Source organism: Micromonospora sp. LOL_015, from assembly GCF_048060275.1.
Taxonomy (GTDB): Bacteria; Actinomycetota; Actinomycetes; order Mycobacteriales; family Micromonosporaceae; genus Micromonospora_E.
The window spans coordinates 1-16,015 of the sequence record NZ_JBHMIO010000069.1; the positions used below are offsets into that span (position 1 = coordinate 1).

Annotated in this window: 12 protein-coding genes and 1 pseudogene; 5 read left to right on the top strand and 8 right to left on the bottom strand. The window is 66.1% G+C overall.

The genetic code is table 11. The features are described from left to right. Positions 1-62 precede the first annotated feature (62 nt). Positions 63-926 (bottom strand): class I SAM-dependent methyltransferase, encoded by an 864-nt coding sequence (locus ACFHWU_RS27135; protein WP_416592033.1) that lies wholly within the window; start codon positions 924-926, stop codon positions 63-65. Positions 927-1,079: 153 nt separating this feature from the next. Here ACFHWU_RS27135 and ACFHWU_RS27140 point away from each other — a divergent pair. Further along, a pseudogene (locus ACFHWU_RS27140) lies at positions 1,080-1,349 on the top strand (IS701 family transposase); the annotation flags it as partial. 10 nt (positions 1,350-1,359) lie between these two features. Here ACFHWU_RS27140 and ACFHWU_RS27145 read toward each other — a convergent pair. The 7 genes from ACFHWU_RS27145 to ACFHWU_RS27175 all read right to left on the bottom strand — a co-directional run bounded on the left by ACFHWU_RS27145 (position 1,360) and on the right by ACFHWU_RS27175 (position 11,020). Then, positions 1,360-2,529, bottom strand: coding sequence for an ATP-grasp domain-containing protein (locus ACFHWU_RS27145; RefSeq protein ID WP_416592022.1), 1,170 nt, complete (start codon positions 2,527-2,529; stop codon positions 1,360-1,362). Positions 2,530-2,697: 168 nt separating this feature from the next. Beyond that, positions 2,698-4,530, bottom strand: coding sequence for an ABC transporter ATP-binding protein (locus tag ACFHWU_RS27150; RefSeq protein WP_416592023.1), 1,833 nt, complete (start codon positions 4,528-4,530; stop codon positions 2,698-2,700). Further along, the gene (locus tag ACFHWU_RS27155; protein ID WP_416592024.1) at positions 4,527-6,263 is read right to left on the bottom strand and encodes an ABC transporter ATP-binding protein; all 1,737 of its coding nucleotides are present in this window, start codon (positions 6,261-6,263) and stop codon (positions 4,527-4,529) included. Before ACFHWU_RS27155 ends, ACFHWU_RS27150 begins: the two co-directional genes overlap by 4 nt. A gap of 173 nt (positions 6,264-6,436) precedes the next feature. Further along, the gene (locus ACFHWU_RS27160; RefSeq protein WP_416592025.1) at positions 6,437-7,465 is read right to left on the bottom strand and encodes a PLP-dependent cysteine synthase family protein; all 1,029 of its coding nucleotides are present in this window, start codon (positions 7,463-7,465) and stop codon (positions 6,437-6,439) included. Between the two features lie 2 nt (positions 7,466-7,467). Then, a complete protein-coding gene (gene hisC / locus ACFHWU_RS27165; protein ID WP_416592026.1) occupies positions 7,468-8,604 on the bottom strand; it encodes a histidinol-phosphate transaminase in 1,137 nt (378 codons plus the stop codon). A 43-nt stretch (positions 8,605-8,647) separates the two neighbouring features. Beyond that, entirely contained in the window at positions 8,648-9,589 is a 942-nt protein-coding gene (locus ACFHWU_RS27170) for a hypothetical protein (protein WP_416592027.1), read from the bottom strand. Between the two features lie 66 nt (positions 9,590-9,655). After that, complete coding sequence (locus ACFHWU_RS27175) at positions 9,656-11,020, bottom strand: alanine racemase (RefSeq protein WP_416592028.1); 1,365 nt, start codon at positions 11,018-11,020, stop codon at positions 9,656-9,658. Between the two features lie 20 nt (positions 11,021-11,040). Here ACFHWU_RS27175 and ACFHWU_RS27180 point away from each other — a divergent pair, with 20 nt between their 5' ends. The 4 genes from ACFHWU_RS27180 to ACFHWU_RS27195 all read left to right on the top strand — a co-directional run bounded on the left by ACFHWU_RS27180 (position 11,041) and on the right by ACFHWU_RS27195 (position 15,715). After that, positions 11,041-12,234 carry an ABC transporter substrate-binding protein gene (locus tag ACFHWU_RS27180; protein ID WP_416592029.1) on the top strand — a complete coding sequence of 398 codons (1,194 nt, stop codon included), beginning with the start codon at positions 11,041-11,043 and terminating at the stop codon, positions 12,232-12,234. A 19-nt stretch (positions 12,235-12,253) separates the two neighbouring features. After that, entirely contained in the window at positions 12,254-13,345 is a 1,092-nt protein-coding gene (locus tag ACFHWU_RS27185) for a FecCD family ABC transporter permease (RefSeq protein WP_416592030.1), read from the top strand. Beyond that, positions 13,345-14,253 carry an ABC transporter ATP-binding protein gene (locus tag ACFHWU_RS27190; protein ID WP_416592031.1) on the top strand — a complete coding sequence of 303 codons (909 nt, stop codon included), beginning with the start codon at positions 13,345-13,347 and terminating at the stop codon, positions 14,251-14,253. The genes ACFHWU_RS27185 and ACFHWU_RS27190 overlap by 1 nt, the downstream gene beginning before the upstream one ends. Positions 14,254-14,485: 232 nt before the next feature. Beyond that, the gene (locus ACFHWU_RS27195; protein WP_416592032.1) at positions 14,486-15,715 is read left to right on the top strand and encodes an MFS transporter; all 1,230 of its coding nucleotides are present in this window, start codon (positions 14,486-14,488) and stop codon (positions 15,713-15,715) included. The last annotated feature ends 300 nt before the right edge of the window (positions 15,716-16,015 follow it).

Here is a 16,015-nt window from a genome sequence, read left to right on the forward strand (position 1 = left end):
CTCGACTTTCCTGACAGGGTAACCTTATTGGCTCCCTGTCCGGAATCCTCGGGGCACCTCATTCATCCCTGGGAGGTCGCGGTCACGTACAGCATGGAGCCCTCCAGGTTTGACGAGGCCAGGTCCATGTTGTCAAACATCTCGACATTGCCAAATCCATACGACGTCAGGTAGAACTCCAACTCCATTGGGAAGAAGAGTCGGTAGCGCGTCACTTCCTCCTCTGTGGCATCCCCCGGTAACGACCAGGTCAGGTGCCGGGTGAGGATTTGATGACGTCTGTTGACGGTGAACGACGCGTGACCCGTCGCCCTGAAGTCCTCGCGTTCAATGGTGAAGCTGCTCTTCGCGCCCAGTGCGGCCAAATCTCCGATAGGATTATGCGTACCGAGCACGAGCAGTGCGCCGGGATTCGCATGTACTGCGAAGGTAGCCATCACCCTCGAAATATCTGCACAGGAGTGCACGTTCTCGAGCACCCATCCCAGGCAGAGGATTACATCATATTTCTGGTCTATTCGGACATCGCGAATATCGCCCGCTTCGAACCTGATGCCCGGATGTTCGCGGCGAGCATGAGAGACCGTCGCTTCGACGTAGTCGATGCCGGTGCATTGATATCCGATTTCGTGCAGATAAGCTAGCTTGTAAGCGGTGCCGCAGCCAAGGTCAAGTACCGAACTCGGTGGATTCTTTCCGTTCCGGACAAGTTGTTCGTGGCACAACCTTGTTAGGCGAATGGCGGTCTCGTCATATCGGTATATCGAATCGTACAACTCCGGGCTTCGGTAGAGAAAGCCAGAGGTGTTTGCGGCTACCGGATCCAACGTCAGCTCCCTTACGGGGTTCGGGTGATATCGGTCGGAGAGTCTCAGGTTGGCATCTCCTCGATATCGTGCTGGACATCGAAAGCGTGCTGTTGACACGTTCTCGCCCTCGGTAACCTCCCACTGGAGGCCGGATACCGAAGGGTGGCGAGCGGATAGCCCCGAGGCTGACCAGGGGCCCCGGCCCTTCGCGCGGCGTTCGCACCTCTTCTTCTTATCGATTATGACAACCGATTGCAAGAGGCTCGCGTTCGGGCGATCCAACGCGGACCCCAGCGCGGCGATGACGGGGTAGTGCCCGGATCCAGGCTGCTTGTGCAATGACCTCCCGGCCGCGACGAACCCAGCGACTACCGGCTGCCCGACCTGCCCGCCGACATGCCTCTGGCCGAGCTGGTCCGCCCGACTAAGAGCCGCCGGCGCGTCGAGCACGACCACCGGGAACTCAAGACCGCCCTCGGACTCAACCACTTCGAAGGCCGCTCCTGGATCGGCTGGCACCGCCACGGCACCCTCGCCGCCCAACAGAGCACTACTGATGCAGGAGCACTGGCCCGCATTCCTGTAGCAGTGCCGCGTACGCCTTCTCAAGCCGGTCCTGGCAAGTGGCGTCATCGTCGGCCACCACGACGGCGTGCCCGAGCCGACCGCCAGGTCCAGTCGCCCGGGCGTCCGGCGTTGTCCACAGCAGCTCGACGCCGTCGGGCAGCGGCAGGGGCGGGCTCGCGGGCAGCGCTTCACCAGCGGTGTCACCGTAGCGGAAGACGATTCCGGCGCTGCGCCGCCGGGTATGCAGCAGCTGCGGCTGTTCACCGAGCGCGGCGTCGACTGCAGCTGCAGCCAGGTCGACACCGGTGGCCAGGGCCACTAGCCGGGGAATCAGATCGCCACCCAGTTGGGCGTTCAGCCCCACCAGCCGAGGGCCGCAGGCTGTCAGTCGCACCTCGGCGTGGGTGACGCCTTCGCATAGCCCGAGCGCGGCGTGGGCGGCATCGACGGCACGGCGCACCGGCGCTAGTTGCTCAGCCTGGGCGACCGAGATCAGGCGGCTGGCGGTCGCGAGCCCTGGCGGAGTGCCAGCACGCCGGTTACCCACCGCGACCATATGCAACCGGCCACCGCGTACGAGAACCGACTCGACGCTGACTTGCGGGCCGTCCAGGTACTCCTCCACCAGGGCACCGCCCGCACTGGCCGCCGCGGCGTAGGCGCGGGCCAGCTCCGCCGGCTCCCGGGCCAGCCGTACCCCGGCACCGCCGACTAGTGCCCGTGGCTTGACCACGACCGGATAGCCCAGATCGGCGGCGGCGCGGCGAGCCTGCGCCTCGTCGGTAACCAGGAATGACCGGGCCGACGGCACACCTGCGGCGGCCCACACCTGGCGCATCCGGTGTTTGTCGCGGCATGCGCGGGCCGACGGTAGGGGGTGACCGGGCAGCCGTAGGGCACTGGTGGCGGCGGCAGCGGTCTCGATCCAGGACTCCACCCAGGTCAGCACCGCCGCGACCGATTCGTCGCGAGCCAGCCGCAGCACGGCCTGCAGGTCGCCGACTGCGATCCGGTGCACGATGCTGACATGGCGGTTCTGCCAGGTCGCCGGGGCCTCCTGGGCCAGCACCACGTGGTGCTCGGCGGCCACTGATGCGAGCAGGTGCTCGCGGTATGCGGCGCATCCGCTGCCGAGGATCAGGATCTTGGCCATGGCTCATCCTTACGTTGAGGGCTTCCGGGTGATGCTGGCGATCGCCCGGACGACGGGGTCGATCTGCGCCGGGTGCACGAGGTAGTGGGGCGAGGCGCCGACCACCGCGTCCAGTCCCGGGACATGTCCACAACCTCGACGAGCGGCGGGTTGTGGCACGCTACTGCCTCATCCTTCGAGTTGCGAAGCAAGTAGGTCGACGTATGCCCCGCCAGCGGCTACGAGTTCTTCGTGGGCTCCGCTCTCGACCACCCGCCCGCCAGACAGGACGACAACCCGGTCGGCGGTCCTGATGGTGGAGAGCCGGTGGGCGATGATCAGGGTCGTGCGTCCGTGTCGGGCTTCGCTCATTGCCTGGTTGACCGCTTCCTCACTCGCTGCATCGAGGTTTGACACCGCCTCGTCCATGACCAGGATGGGGGCATTCTTGAGCAGGGCCCGTGCGATCGCGATCCGTTGCCGCTGACCGCCGGACATGAGCGCGCCAAGTTCGCCCGCGACGGTGTCGTAGCCGTCCGGCAGTGTCGAGATGAACTCGTGGGCTTGGGCAGCCCGCGCGGCGGCCTCAACCTCTTCGTCGGAGGCGTCGGCCCGGCCGAGGCGGATATTCTCCCGCAGGCTGGTGTTGAACAGGAAGGTGTCCTGCGGCACCAATGTCATGAGGCGGCGGAGGTCTTCCTGTGGAAAGTCGCGGACGTCGTGTCCACCTACGGACACCGATCCGGCGGTGACGTCCCAGAATCTCAGCAGCAGGTTGGCGCAGGTCGACTTCCCCGCGCCGGAATGTCCCACCAGTGCGACCGTATCGCCAGGACCGATCTCGAAGCTGACATCCCGCACAGCGGGCGCCAGGTCGCTGCGGTAGGCGAAGGTGACGGCATCGAAGCGGATATGCGGCACGATCGGGCCCTCAGGCGGCTTGCTGACTAGGTCCGAGACCGGGGCAGGTGCCTCGAGCAACTTGTTGATGCGATCAGCTGAGGACGCGACTACGGAAAGCTCGCGCGCGACCTCGGTCACCTTCAGCACCGGCAGCATCGCCATCGCGGCGAGCACGACAGCGACTGGGAAGAGTGCGCGGTCGAGCTCGCCCGCGAGGACGAGCCACCCGCCGAGGACCAGCACCACCAGTATTCCCAGGAGGGCGATGCTGTCCGTGGCGGCATACTCGATGCCGCTACGGCGTCCGTGCGCGGACTTCGCTTCGGTTAGCCGGACGCTCTGTTTGCGCAGCAGCCCGAGCCGCTGGGAGTGTGCACCGAAGTTCACCAGCTCGCGCAGCCCCTGGAAGGTGTCGGTGTTGTCGGCGCTCATCTGGCTGAGAGAATCGCGTAGCTTGTGTCCGTGTCGTTCGGCCTGGCGGCGCAGCCACGCCGGGACTGAGGCGAGCAGCAGCAGCACCGGAAACAAGACGCAGGCCAGCGACCAGTGGAACCATCCCAGCGCGACGGTGGTGGCCACCGGGATGGTCGACGCGACGGCCAGCGGGCTGAGGGTGTGGGCGAAGAACAGCTCGATCTGTTCGACGTCGGCGACCGCAGCGGAGCCGAGGTCGCCGGAACGTCGTTCGAGCATGTAGCCGGGCGAGAGCCGTTCGAAGGCGGTGTACACCTTCGCCCGGGTGTCGGCCAGTGCGCGGAAGGCGGCGATGTGGGCGTAGGTGCTGTCGGCGATGCTAAGGACAACCAGCGGCACGATCAGGCCACCGAGCGCGATCAACCATCCGGTGAGCTGGTCCATCGCGGCTCCCGTAGCGGCCCGTGCCACCACGTACGCGCCTATTCCTGATGAGGCGAGTAGGAGAAGCTGGTGCAGTACACCGGCCAGATAGGCCACCGTGATGAGTCGGCGGTGCTCGCCCAGGAGGGGCATCAGACTCCTCAGCCTGATGATCAGCGACCGGCCGGATACCGGCGCGTCATCCTGGCCGACGCCGTGCTCGTGGCCGTGGCCGTGGCCGTGGCCGTGGGTGTGGAGGTGGGCGTGGGGGGTCGAGGTCATGCGGGCGCTCCAGTTTGTGTCGCGACGAGTTCGGCGTAGAGGCCCTTGCGCGCCACCAGGTCTGGGTGACTGCCGAACTCGACCACTCGGCCGGACTCCATCACGACGATCCGGTCAGCGTCGCGCACCGTGGACAGCCGGTGCGCGATGATGACCGTCGTCCGGCCCCGTGTCAGGTCCCCGAGAGCCTGGGTGATCTCCGCCTCATTGGCGGCATCGATGCTCGATGTTGGCTCGTCGAGCACAAGCACGGGAGCGTCCTTGAGAAGCGCACGCGCGATCGCGATGCGCTGACGCTCGCCTCCGGACAGTTTCAGGCCGCGTTCGCCGACGACCGTCTCGAAACCTTGGGGCAGGCGGGCGATGAAGTTGGCTGCCTGCGCCGCGGTCACCGCGCGACGGATCTCCTCATCGGTGGCGTCCGGTTTGGCGAGCAGTAGGTTCTCGCGGACCGTGCCGTGGAACAGATAGGTGTCCTGTGCCACGACGCCAATCAGTGACCGCAGGTTGGCCAGCGGGAATTCGCGAATGTCGCGTCCGTCGATGTGGATGGAACCCGCATCGGCGTCAAAGTAGCGCATCAGCAGCCCGATCATGGTGCTCTTACCCGCTCCGGAACGGCCCACGATGGCGACCCGCTCACCCGGCGCGATTGCCAGGTTGAACCCGTCCAGCGCCGGCGCACGCCGGGTCGGATAGCAGAACCGGAGATCGCGGAACTCCAGGCCTGGGGGGTCGCACCGCAGCGTCGGTGCCGTGGTCGCCGCGTCCTTGACATGTGGTTCCAGGCGCAGCACGTCGGCGACCGCGCGTCCGGCCGGAATGGCGTAGTACGCCGAATGGTATGCCGCCTCCAGTTCGTTCATCGGCCGGAAGGTCTCGCGGGTCAGCATCAGGATCGTGAACAGCCCTGCCACGCTCACCGCGCCAGTGGCCGCGTGCCAGGCGCCTAGGCCGACTGCGGCCGCCGTGCCGATCGGCACCATCAGCGCACCGACACTCGATGTGCCACACCACGCCACCATCAGCCCGATGGAGTCTCGGCAGAACGCCTCACCGCGCTCGACCAACTCCCGGCCGCGCCTGCCACTGGCATTGAACGCCTTGAGCGTCGCCATCCCCTGCACGGCATCCAAGCTCTCGGAGTACATGCCCCGGTAGGACATCATCCAGCGGTTACCACGTTCCCTGATCGACTTTTCCCCCGCCAGTTTGGACAAGGGTGCCAGCAGCGCACATGCGAGCACGATCAAACCTACCACCGGGTCGACCGCAATCACGTACGCCGAAGCGAGACAAGAGCCGAGCACCGACGCCAGCACAGTCGGCACGAATCGACCCACCAGCGGGTCAAGCGACTCCACTGAGTCCACCAGCGTCGACTGCAGGTCACCGGTACGCATTCGCTGCGCCTGCCCGGGTCCAATCTCCATCAACTTCAGCGTCAGCCTTTCGCGCACTGCCTCCTTCACCCGCGCCGACACCCGTGGGGCCCACGAGTCCCGCACCACAAGCAGCACGATCCGAAGCAACTGCAGTACGCCGATTACGACCAGAGGCGCCAGCAGGCCTTCAATGTCAGTTGTCGAGAACACCCTGGAGAGCAAGTCGGCGATCATCAGACCCTGACCGACATATGTCGCCGTCACCAGCAGCATCAGCCCGACAAGACCAGCTACCTCCACCCAAGCTCGCGGACGCAGGCCAAGGAACATTTTTACCGCCGACCACACGCCGACACCTCCACAACGGATAGATCTGCTGAATTAGGGAAAACGGGCCGAGTGGCGCCGCTTGGTCAACGCAACCGCGTGCTCGATCGTGTTGTCGCTTATGACAACGATCTTGCTCTAGCAAGCAAGAGAGGGCGGGCGACGCGCCCGTAGGTTGGAGCGCTGGCAGCGGCTCATCGGACTTGGTCAGGTGTCTTCCCGACCCGGCCGGTTCGGGTGTGACGCAGCATCGAAGCGAGCCGGTCGACGACCCGCCCGTCGAACAAGCCGTTGACTGCCATCCACTCGTCGTTGAACACGGTGTCGAGGTACTTCTCACCGCCGTCGCAGACCAGTGCGACGATGGTGGTCTCGGGCCCAAGGCTCTGCGCTCGCTCCAGTGCCTTATAAACGACGCCACCGGCCGAGCCGCCGATCAGGATGCCGAAATTTCTGGCCAGGTAGCGACAGGTCTCGAAGGCCTCCGAGTCGCTGACCTTGATCCCTTCGTCGATGAGGCGGTAGTCGAGGGTGTCGCAGATCTCCGAGGTCACTGGCGTCCCGGTGCCGGACTGGTGGTAGGGGGCCTCTTCGCCGCCGAAGTTGACGGACCCCACCGGCTCGACGCCGACGATCTTCAGATCCGGGATGCGTTCCCGTAGAACGCGGCCGGTGCCGCAGAGCGACCCGCCGGTGCCGACTGCCCCGTACAGGTAGTGAATGCCCTCGCCCAAGTCGTCGTGCAGCTCACGGGCGAGTGGCCGGTAGCCGTTTGGATTCCCCGGATTGCTGTCCTGTGTGGTGCAGTACGCACCCTGCTCGGCCGCGAGTCGACGAGCAGTGGCGTAACGCTCGGCGGTAGCCAGCCCTTCCTCATCTCTGCCGACGTTGAGTAGCTCGGCACCGTATGCGAGCATCCCACGAAGCTTGTCGACACTGGAATGGTTGTCCACCACGGCTGTGAACTTGTATCCCCGTTCTGCGGCGATGAGTGCCAAGCCGAGCCCGGTGTTGCCGGAGGTGGCCTCGACCAGCCACCCACCAGGGGCGAGCAGCCCTTGTTCTTCGGCCTCATCCACCATGTTCCTGGCCATCCGGATCTTCGCGGTGCCGGTGGGATTGTACTGCTCCATCTTGAGCAGCACGGTTGCTGCCCCGTCCGGTACCGACAGTCTGAGCAGCGGCGTCCGCCCGATCAGGTCGGATACCTTGTCTCTGATCATTGCTAGCCCTTCGCGCAGATTTCCATCAGACGGCGCATGAAGAAGTCGTTGTCTTCGGGAAGCGAGAGCGAGGCTCGGATGAAGTTCTCGTAACCCGGCTCGCGCCAGGCCTTGACGATGATCCCGGCGCGGTGCAACGCCTGGGCCACCTGGTCGGAGCGGCGTCCCGTGTCGATGAATACAAAGTTGGCTGATGATGGTGCTACGCGGAGACCCGCCGCGCGCAACCTGTCGGTGACCCGGGTGATCTCAAGGCCGGTCCGGCGGACAGTCTCGGCCAGGTGCGTGTGGTCACCCAGTGCGGCGATGGCGGCGTCCTGAGCCAGTTGGTTGACATTGTAGGGAGCGCGGACCCGGTCCAGGGCCTGCACAAGAGCGGTGTCGGAGGCGATGCCGTACCCCACCCTGATGCCCGCCAGGCCGTAGGCCTTGGAGAAGGTGCGCAACACCATCCACGGTCGCTGCTGCCCGCCCAGAACCGCCAGCCCGTCGGGGTAGCCCGGGTTGGGGCGGGCGAACTCGCAGTATGCCTCGTCGAGTACTAGCAGGGCCGACTCAGGGGTGTCGGCCACGATGCGCTCCAGCTCGTCGACGCTGAGTATCGCACCGGTCGGATTGCAGGGATTGGCGAGGAAGATCAGTTTCGGGCCCGCGGCCAGTGCGTCACGCCAGGCGGACGCGTCGAACCCGAAGTCGACGGTGACCGGTACCTTCTTGACCTGGGCGCTCACCATGCGTGGAAATATCTCGTGCAGGCTGAACCCGGGTGCCTGGGTGGTCACCAGATCGCCCGGATCGAGTACTGCCTGGCACAGCAGCTCCAGGATGTTCTCCGAACCGTTGCCGAGAACGACGCGTTCGGCAGGCACCGCCAGGCGCTCCCCGATGGCCTTCGCCAGCCGTCTGCCCGTGGGGTCGGGATAGCGGGAGACGCCGGCGGCCAAGCGCTGACGCACGGCTTCAGTAGCCGCCGACGAGGTGCCGAACGGGCTCTCGTTGTTGGAGAGTTTGATCACTCGGGCGGCCCCACTGAGGGCGGCCACCTCGTCCGGGTCGGCTCCGGGATCGTAGGCTGGCAGGCCCGCCACCACCCAACGCACCAAGGACGCCGAGGTCGCTGGTTCGAGGGCGCGGCTCATGGAACGGTCTTCCAGAAGGACAGTGTGGTCAGCGGGATGATCCTCACCAGAAATCGACCCTTTGCCCGCGCCCGGCCGCCAGCGCGAGATCGGCGATGTATCGGCCCAGCGCGGCGTCAGTGACCGCCATACCGCTGTTGTAGGCGAAGACCACATCGCCGGGATCACGCCGGGCCGGTGTCCGGCCGAGCAGGATGTCCGGCAGCTCGCCGTCGATGGGGGGCAAGCTACCGTCTGGGCCTCGTAGTTTGCCGCAGGTGACATGCATCTGGGTGATGTCCGTGGCGATCCGGTAGTCCGCGCCGTGGAACACGTCGTGCACGCCGTAGCCGAGCAGCACGGAGATCGATCCGGGTTTCACCCAGTCACGCTGTACCACCTTCGTCGCGGACAGACCTGAGGCGCCGATCAGGATGTCCGCTTCGCTGGCGGCTTTCTGGAGGTCTGTCGCGATCTCGACCTCGCGGCCGTCGACGCTGTCCTGAACGGCTCGCAGACCGTCGGGATAGGTGCCGAACACCTGCAACCGTTCCAGATTCGGAAGTGCCGCGACCAGCATCGGCAGGGCCATCTGCCCTTGTACGCCAGTGCCGATGACCAGGGCGGTGCGAGCGTCCGGGCAGGCTGCGCGGGCGAACAACGCGCTGCTGGCCGAGGACCGCAACGGCCCGACTTTCACCACGTCCATCAGCGCGATAGGCGACCCGGTGGTGTCGTCGGCGATGAAGATGAACGAGTGGAACCGGTAGTCATCGCGTCGGCGGCTCGGATCGAACTCGTAGACGGCCTTGAAACACACTGTGTTGGTGCCGCCGTCCCTTGCCACCATCGAGTAGCTGAGCGAGTGATCGTCCGGATCCTCGATGACCGTCTTGACCGGATTGTTGGAACCCTTCTCCCGCAGAGCGCGGTAGGCGCCCTCGACGACATTGAGGACCTGCCGGTAATCGAAGCCGAGCCCTTCCTGCTCCGACTGCGGCAGCAACCATAGCTGTCCGGGGGCGGCGTAGCTCTGTGACATGCGAGATTTCTCCTTCGTTTCGGGACGGAGTCAGATTCCGTCCAGTCGCCAGCGCGGTGCTGCGTCACCGAGCCGGAGAACAGCTTTCAACGGCAGCGCGGTGTCGTGGAACCGTGATTCGAGGAAGTCCGAGTGGTAGCCGGCGGTGTTGAGGTAGACCAGGTGGTCACCGGGCCGAGCGGGCCGAGGGAATCGGATTTTTCGCCAGGTCACCATGTCGTTCTCCAGGCAGGTGGAACCTGCGACGCAGGCAGGGAACACCTTGTCGGCAAGTGACTGGGCAGACATCAGCAGGGGATCCGGGAGGTAGTCGGTGTTGAACCACTGTTCGCAGAGACTCAGGCTGTTACCCGCGACGGTGATAATCGCGTACCCGTCGGTGTCCCGCCGGTCTTCGACCTGCTGCACGCGGAACACGGTGAAGCCGGCCTGGTCCAGCAGCGACCGGCCGGGTTCAACGATGAAGCGGATGGCGTTGCGGGCAGCCTTCGCTGACAGGCTCTCATCGCCGTCGACGGGATGGTTCATGATCGTGCGTACGGCCTGGGTGGGAGGCATTCCTCCGTACGGATAGAAGTGGAAGCCCCTGGAGGTCTTGTTCCCGTGGTAGTGGGCAGGCTCGTTCTGCTGGATGAACTCGTCCCAGAGCTGCGGATCGACGTAGCGCATGGGTAGCCCCCCGCCGATGTCGACCAGCTCGGCAGACAGGGCGCCCCGCCACCTGGCGTCGAGGCAGTGCTCGATCATCTCGTTCGCCGCCATCGCCCGCTCCTCGGGCGAGTAGCCGTTGAGGTGGAACGAGAATCCGCGGCAGCTCACGTGGTCGGCGAGTTCCAGACACAGGCTGACGGCTGCGGAACGCTCGGCGGCGGCCATCCCGAACCGACTTCCCGGCTGGATCGTGGTCCGAGCCCGCAGCAGCACCCTGACCTGCCGGTGCGCGAGCCGCGCGGTCGCGGCTAGCCGGCGGAGTTCGCTGATCGAGTCGACGGCGACCAGGCAGTCGTGCTGGACGGCGAGGGCGTGCAGGGTGTCGTCCTTCTCCGGGCCGGAAATGCCGATCCGGTGTCCGGGCACTCCGCCGGCCAGGGCTTTGACCAGTTCGGCAGTGCTGGCGGCGTCGATTCCGACACCGAGGGCGGCTGCCGACCGGACGAAGCAGTCGGCCTTGTTCGCCTTCTTGGCGAACAGGATGTCGACGTCGGCGCCCGTCTCGGCGAACGCCTGCCGAAGGGCGGTGATGTTCTCCTCGAAGACCTCCGGCAGCACGATGTGCAGCGGTGACCCCAGGCCGTCCAGAAGCTCGGCCAGCAGGGCCCGGTGATCGTCGAGAAGCGTGGAAACAGTGGGATGCCGAAGGGCGGTGAGCGGGACGGACTGGACTCCGGGCAGCAAGGTTCCGTGTCCTGATTGGAGTGGGGGCACACATCATGTCTACTGGAAACGATGATCATTTGCAACGGGCAATCGGTGTTGATCACTGCGATGGTCGTGAGGTGGTGATCATGAAGATGATCACCGTCGAGGTAACCGCCGTCCGTCAGCTCTTCACTGTCCATGCGCGAGCTGCTAGCCTGCCTCTGATGAAAACGGTAACGGGTACCAAAGTCGCGGCCGCCGTGGCGATGCTTGTGCTCACGGGTTGTGCGGGTGGCGAGTCTCCCGGCGCAGTCGGCCGGGAAGCGACCGCAGGTGGGGGCACGACGACCTATCCGTTCACCATGAAGAACTGCGGTGCCGACGTGACTTTCGAGGCGGCGCCGCAGCGGGTCGTCACGCTGAACCAGACGGCAGCCGAGATCCTCATCAAGCTGGGGGTGGGCGACCGGGTCGTCGGATCAGGATACGAGATCTACCAGCCGCCGGCCGACATGGCCGAGCAGTACGAGAAGATTCCGCTGCTGTCCGCGCCCGGACAGCCGATCAAGCACGAGAAGCTGCTGGAAGCACAGCCGGAGTTCGTCTACACCAGCTTCGGGAGCTTTCTCACCGCGGCGCAGGCCGGCGACCGGGAGCAGCTACATGACCTGGGTGTGCCGACCTACATTACCGAACTCGACTGCACCCTGCACGCCAGCGTGGCGGACGCGAACTTCGACATGCTGTATCAGGAGTACCGCGATCTGGCCAAGATCTTCGACGTTCCGGCCGCGGGGGAGAAGCTGGCGACCGAACAGCAGGCCCTGGTGGAGAAGGCGCTGGACGCCGTCGAGAATCGGAACACCCCGCTGAAGGTGTTGTGGTTCTACTCCACCTACGCCGGCACTCCCTGGGCAGCCGGTCCCGGCGGTCTCCCGCAGCACATCTCCGACCTCGCCGGGGTCAAGAACATCTTCGATGACGCGTCGACCAAATGGGCCGAGGTGAGCTGGGACGAGGTCGCCGCCCGCGATCCCGACGCCATCATCCTCGCCGATCTGACCAGGGGTGAACCCAACGACACCGCGGCGGAGAAGATCGACCTACTCAAGAAGGACCCGCTCACGAGCAAGCTCACTGCGGTGACAGACGACCGGTTCATCACCATCCCCGGTGCCCAGATGGATCCCTCCTACGGCAGCGTGTACATCGTTCCCGCCCTCGTCGAAGGCCTGAACAGGTTCCGGTGAGCAGCCGACAAACATGAGAATGAAACTACGCACGACCGTCGGGCGCACCACGAACTCGATCATGGGCCATGAGACAGCTCCGCCGCGTCTGCGGCGTGCCACGGCGGCGGTCATCTCCCTCCTGGCCGCAGCCGGGCTGCTGGTGTCGATCATCGCAGCATCCCTGTTCGGGAGCGCGAACGTCGCCCACCTCGATGTCGTCTCCACGATCCTGCGGCATATCGGCCTGGGCGAGTTCGCCCCGACCCCGCCGCTGCCGAGATTGCTGGACGCCCTGATCTGGGAGTCACGCTTCCCGCGCGTGCTGCTGTCCGCCGCAGTCGGCGCGGCACTGGCGGTCTCGGGGGCGGTGCTGCAAGCCATTACCAGAAACCCCCTGGCCGACCCTTACCTGCTGGGGATTTCCTCCGGTGCCTCGACCGGCGCGGTAGCCGTTCTCCTGCTCGGTATCGGCGGAGGCATCTCCCTCTCGACCGGAGCTTTCGCCGGTGGCCTGGTCGCTTTCGGCCTACTGCTGGTACTGCTCGGTGGAGGGCGTGTCGCCAGCCCTACCCGCGTGGTGCTCACCGGCGTGCTCGTGTCCCAGTTCTTCGCCGCTGTCACCTCGCTCATCCTCATGATCAGCGGGGACGCGAACTCCACCCGCGGATTCACCTACTGGCTGCTCGGGACTCTCTCGGGCGCGAGGTGGGAGGGGGTGGCCTCCACGGTCGTCATCATTCTTGTCGGGGTGCTCGCCATTCAACTCTTCGCGCCGTCCCTGGACGCCTTCACGTTCGGCTGGGACTCCGCCGCCGCCTTGGGTGTCAACGTCAACGCGGTCCGCATCTGGCTGATGGTGCTGACCTCGCTCATCACGGCGGCCGCTGTGGCGGCCTGCGGTGCGATCGGCTTCATCGGTCTGCTTGTCCCGCACGCCGTCCGCATCCTGGTAAGCCCGATGCACCGCTCACTGCTTCCCCTGTCCGCGATTGCCGGTGCCATCCTCCTCATCTGGGTGGACACGTTCGCCAGGACCGCGTTCACGCCTCACGAGCTTCCCGCCGGCGTCATCACCGCGCTCCTCGGCGCGCCGGCCTTCGCGCTGATCCTGAAGCGTCTGGAGTCCTGATGGGCCGCATCAACACCACCGAGCTCTCCTGGTCGGTCAAGGGCCATCGGCTGCTGGACAACATCGAGATGGCGGCTCACGACGGAACGATCGTCGGCCTCCTCGGCCCCAACGGCTCGGGCAAGTCGACACTGCTGCGCCTGCTCGCCGGATTGCGCCGCCCCAACACCGGCGTCGTCCGATACGACGACACCTGCCTGCGCGACCTGAGCCGCCGTGTCCTCGCCCGGCGACTCGCCGTCGTCGAGCAGGACGTGACCGCCCACAACCATGTCAGCGTCCGCCAGGTCGTGGAGCTCGGCCGCACGCCGTTCCGGGGTCGCTTTGACGCGCTGACCGAGCACGATCGCCGGATCATCGATGCGGCGCTCGAACGGGTCGGCATCGCCGACAAGCAGCGCCAGAGCTGGCACACCCTCTCGGGAGGGGAGAAGCAACGCACGCAACTCGCCCGTGCTCTCGCCCAGGAGCCTCGGGAGATCCTGCTCGACGAACCCACCAACCACCTCGACATCCGTTACCAGCTCGAACTCCTCGACCTGCTGGGATCACTGGAGGTCACCTGCGTCGTCGCCCTGCACGACCTCAACCTCGCTGCCCGCTACTGCGACCACGTCGTCATCCTCGACTACGGGCAGGTGGTCGCCGCCGGCTCCCCAGAGACCGTACTGACCCCCGAACTGATCGAGTCGGTCTACGGCGTAGAGGTACTCGTCGACCGCGAACCCTCCACCGACATCCTCCGAGTCACCTACCTGGCTGCCACCGCCTTGAGAACGGCTACCGCGAAAGTCAGCAGATCAGAGATGAACCGGGGCGCTGCCAGACAGGCAAACGAGAGCCCAGACGACCCCGCCACGGCAGGCGCAGGCATCACACCTGACCGCCCGGCGCGAACTTCGTCATGAAATCGGCGGCGCCAGCCATCCGGTCCCGTACGCCCAGAGCCGGCAAGGTCTCGGTGGAGGAACTGGCACCGTGCGACCGTCCGCTGAGGCGGTGCGGCGATCGTCACTTGCCATCTGCGACTGTCGCCGGACGAGGGTGGTGCCGAGGCAGCCGGGTCGTATCGCCGTCCGTGGCGGCTCACGCCGCCATGAGCATGACGGCAGCTGACGTCGCTTCCATGACTGGAGACCAATGCGTACGCACGATGATGCTGTCGAGATCCACTCCATGTCGACCCCCCTGCTGCGAAGCTCGCCCTTCGTCCGGTTGTGGACCGGCACGATGGCCTCCGGCGTCGCGACGTGGGCACTGCCCTTCATCCTCGGTCTGGCGGTGCTCGACCGGTCGCTGACCGGGGTCCAGCTCGGAGTCCTCCTGGCCACGCGCACAGTGGGCTTTCTCGCCGCCGTACCGGTCAGCGGGGTGCTGGCCGACCGGTACTCCCGGAGGAAGACGGTGCTCTGGTCCGGGCTGATGGCCGCCTTCGTCGCGCCCGTGATGGCGATGAGCCTGGATCGGTCACTGCTGCTGGCTGCGGCCGCGGCGTTCGTGATGGGTGCCGGGCAGGGCGCGTGCCGCCCGGCCTTCCAGGCACTGACCGCAGAGGTGGTCGCCGAACCGCAGCGGCAGCAGGCAAACGCCGCGATCACCCTCGCGGTCCGGGTCACCACCCTGGTGGCGCCGACTCTCACCGCCCTGCTGGCCGTGGTCTTCTCCACCCCGGTGCTGTTATGGGGCGTTGGTGCACTGTGGCTGGTAGCCGCGCTGGCTCCGCCCGCCGGAGCCAATTCACCCGTCCAACCCACCACCGGGCCGAACATCCTGGCCGAATTCGCCGACGGCGTGCGTGAGGCCCGCAGGCACCCCTGGTTCGTCGCCGGCCTGGCGTCGCTGACCGCAGTGATCGCAACCGGATACTCGGCCACCTTCGTTGTCCTGCCGTTGGTCAGCCGGGACCGCTATGGCAGCGAGGCCCTGCTGGCCGCCGCGATGACCACCTACACAATCGGTGCGCTCGCCGGAGCCATGATCATCGCGAGATGGCGGCCTCGGGCCCAGGGCTGGTCCGCGCTCGCCGGGCTCTCGTTCTACGGGCTCGTGCCGCTGAGCCTGCTCCTGCCGGTGCACCCCGGACTGATCCTCGCCGCATATGTGCTCGCCGGCATCGGCATCGAACTGTTCAACGTTCCCTGGTTCACCGCCACTCAGCGTGAGGTCGAGCCCACCAAACTCGCCCGGGTCTCCTCTCTGGACTTCCTGCTCTCCTACGGTTTCGCGCCCGTCGGTCTCGCGCTCATCGCACCCGCGATCAATCAGTTCGGCGCGACCGCGGTCCTCGCGGTCTGCGCGATGGTGTGCTTCGCAGCGCCGGCCGCCGCAGCAGTGGTGCCATCGTCCCGCGGCTTCACAGTCCGGCGATGAGGGCCGCGCCCATGGCTGCCGCAGTCGTGCCAGCTGCCCAGCGTCGATGCAGTTGGCCTGTGGGGCCCGGGGTGGGTCTTGACCACGGTGTGATGCCTTCGGCGGTGACGACGTGATCGAAGGTGGTGGTGTGCTTGCCGTCGCGGTCGCGGAGCAGGAACCAGGCTGGTCGACGCGCTGGCCGAGGTCGGTGGTGAGGTTGCGGGTCTGCTGGGTTGCCCACTGAGCCTTTCCGGGTGAGGCTCTGATCACCGGGCGTGGTGTCCGGAACGGTCAAGATGTGTGGGAATCGCCCTGGTG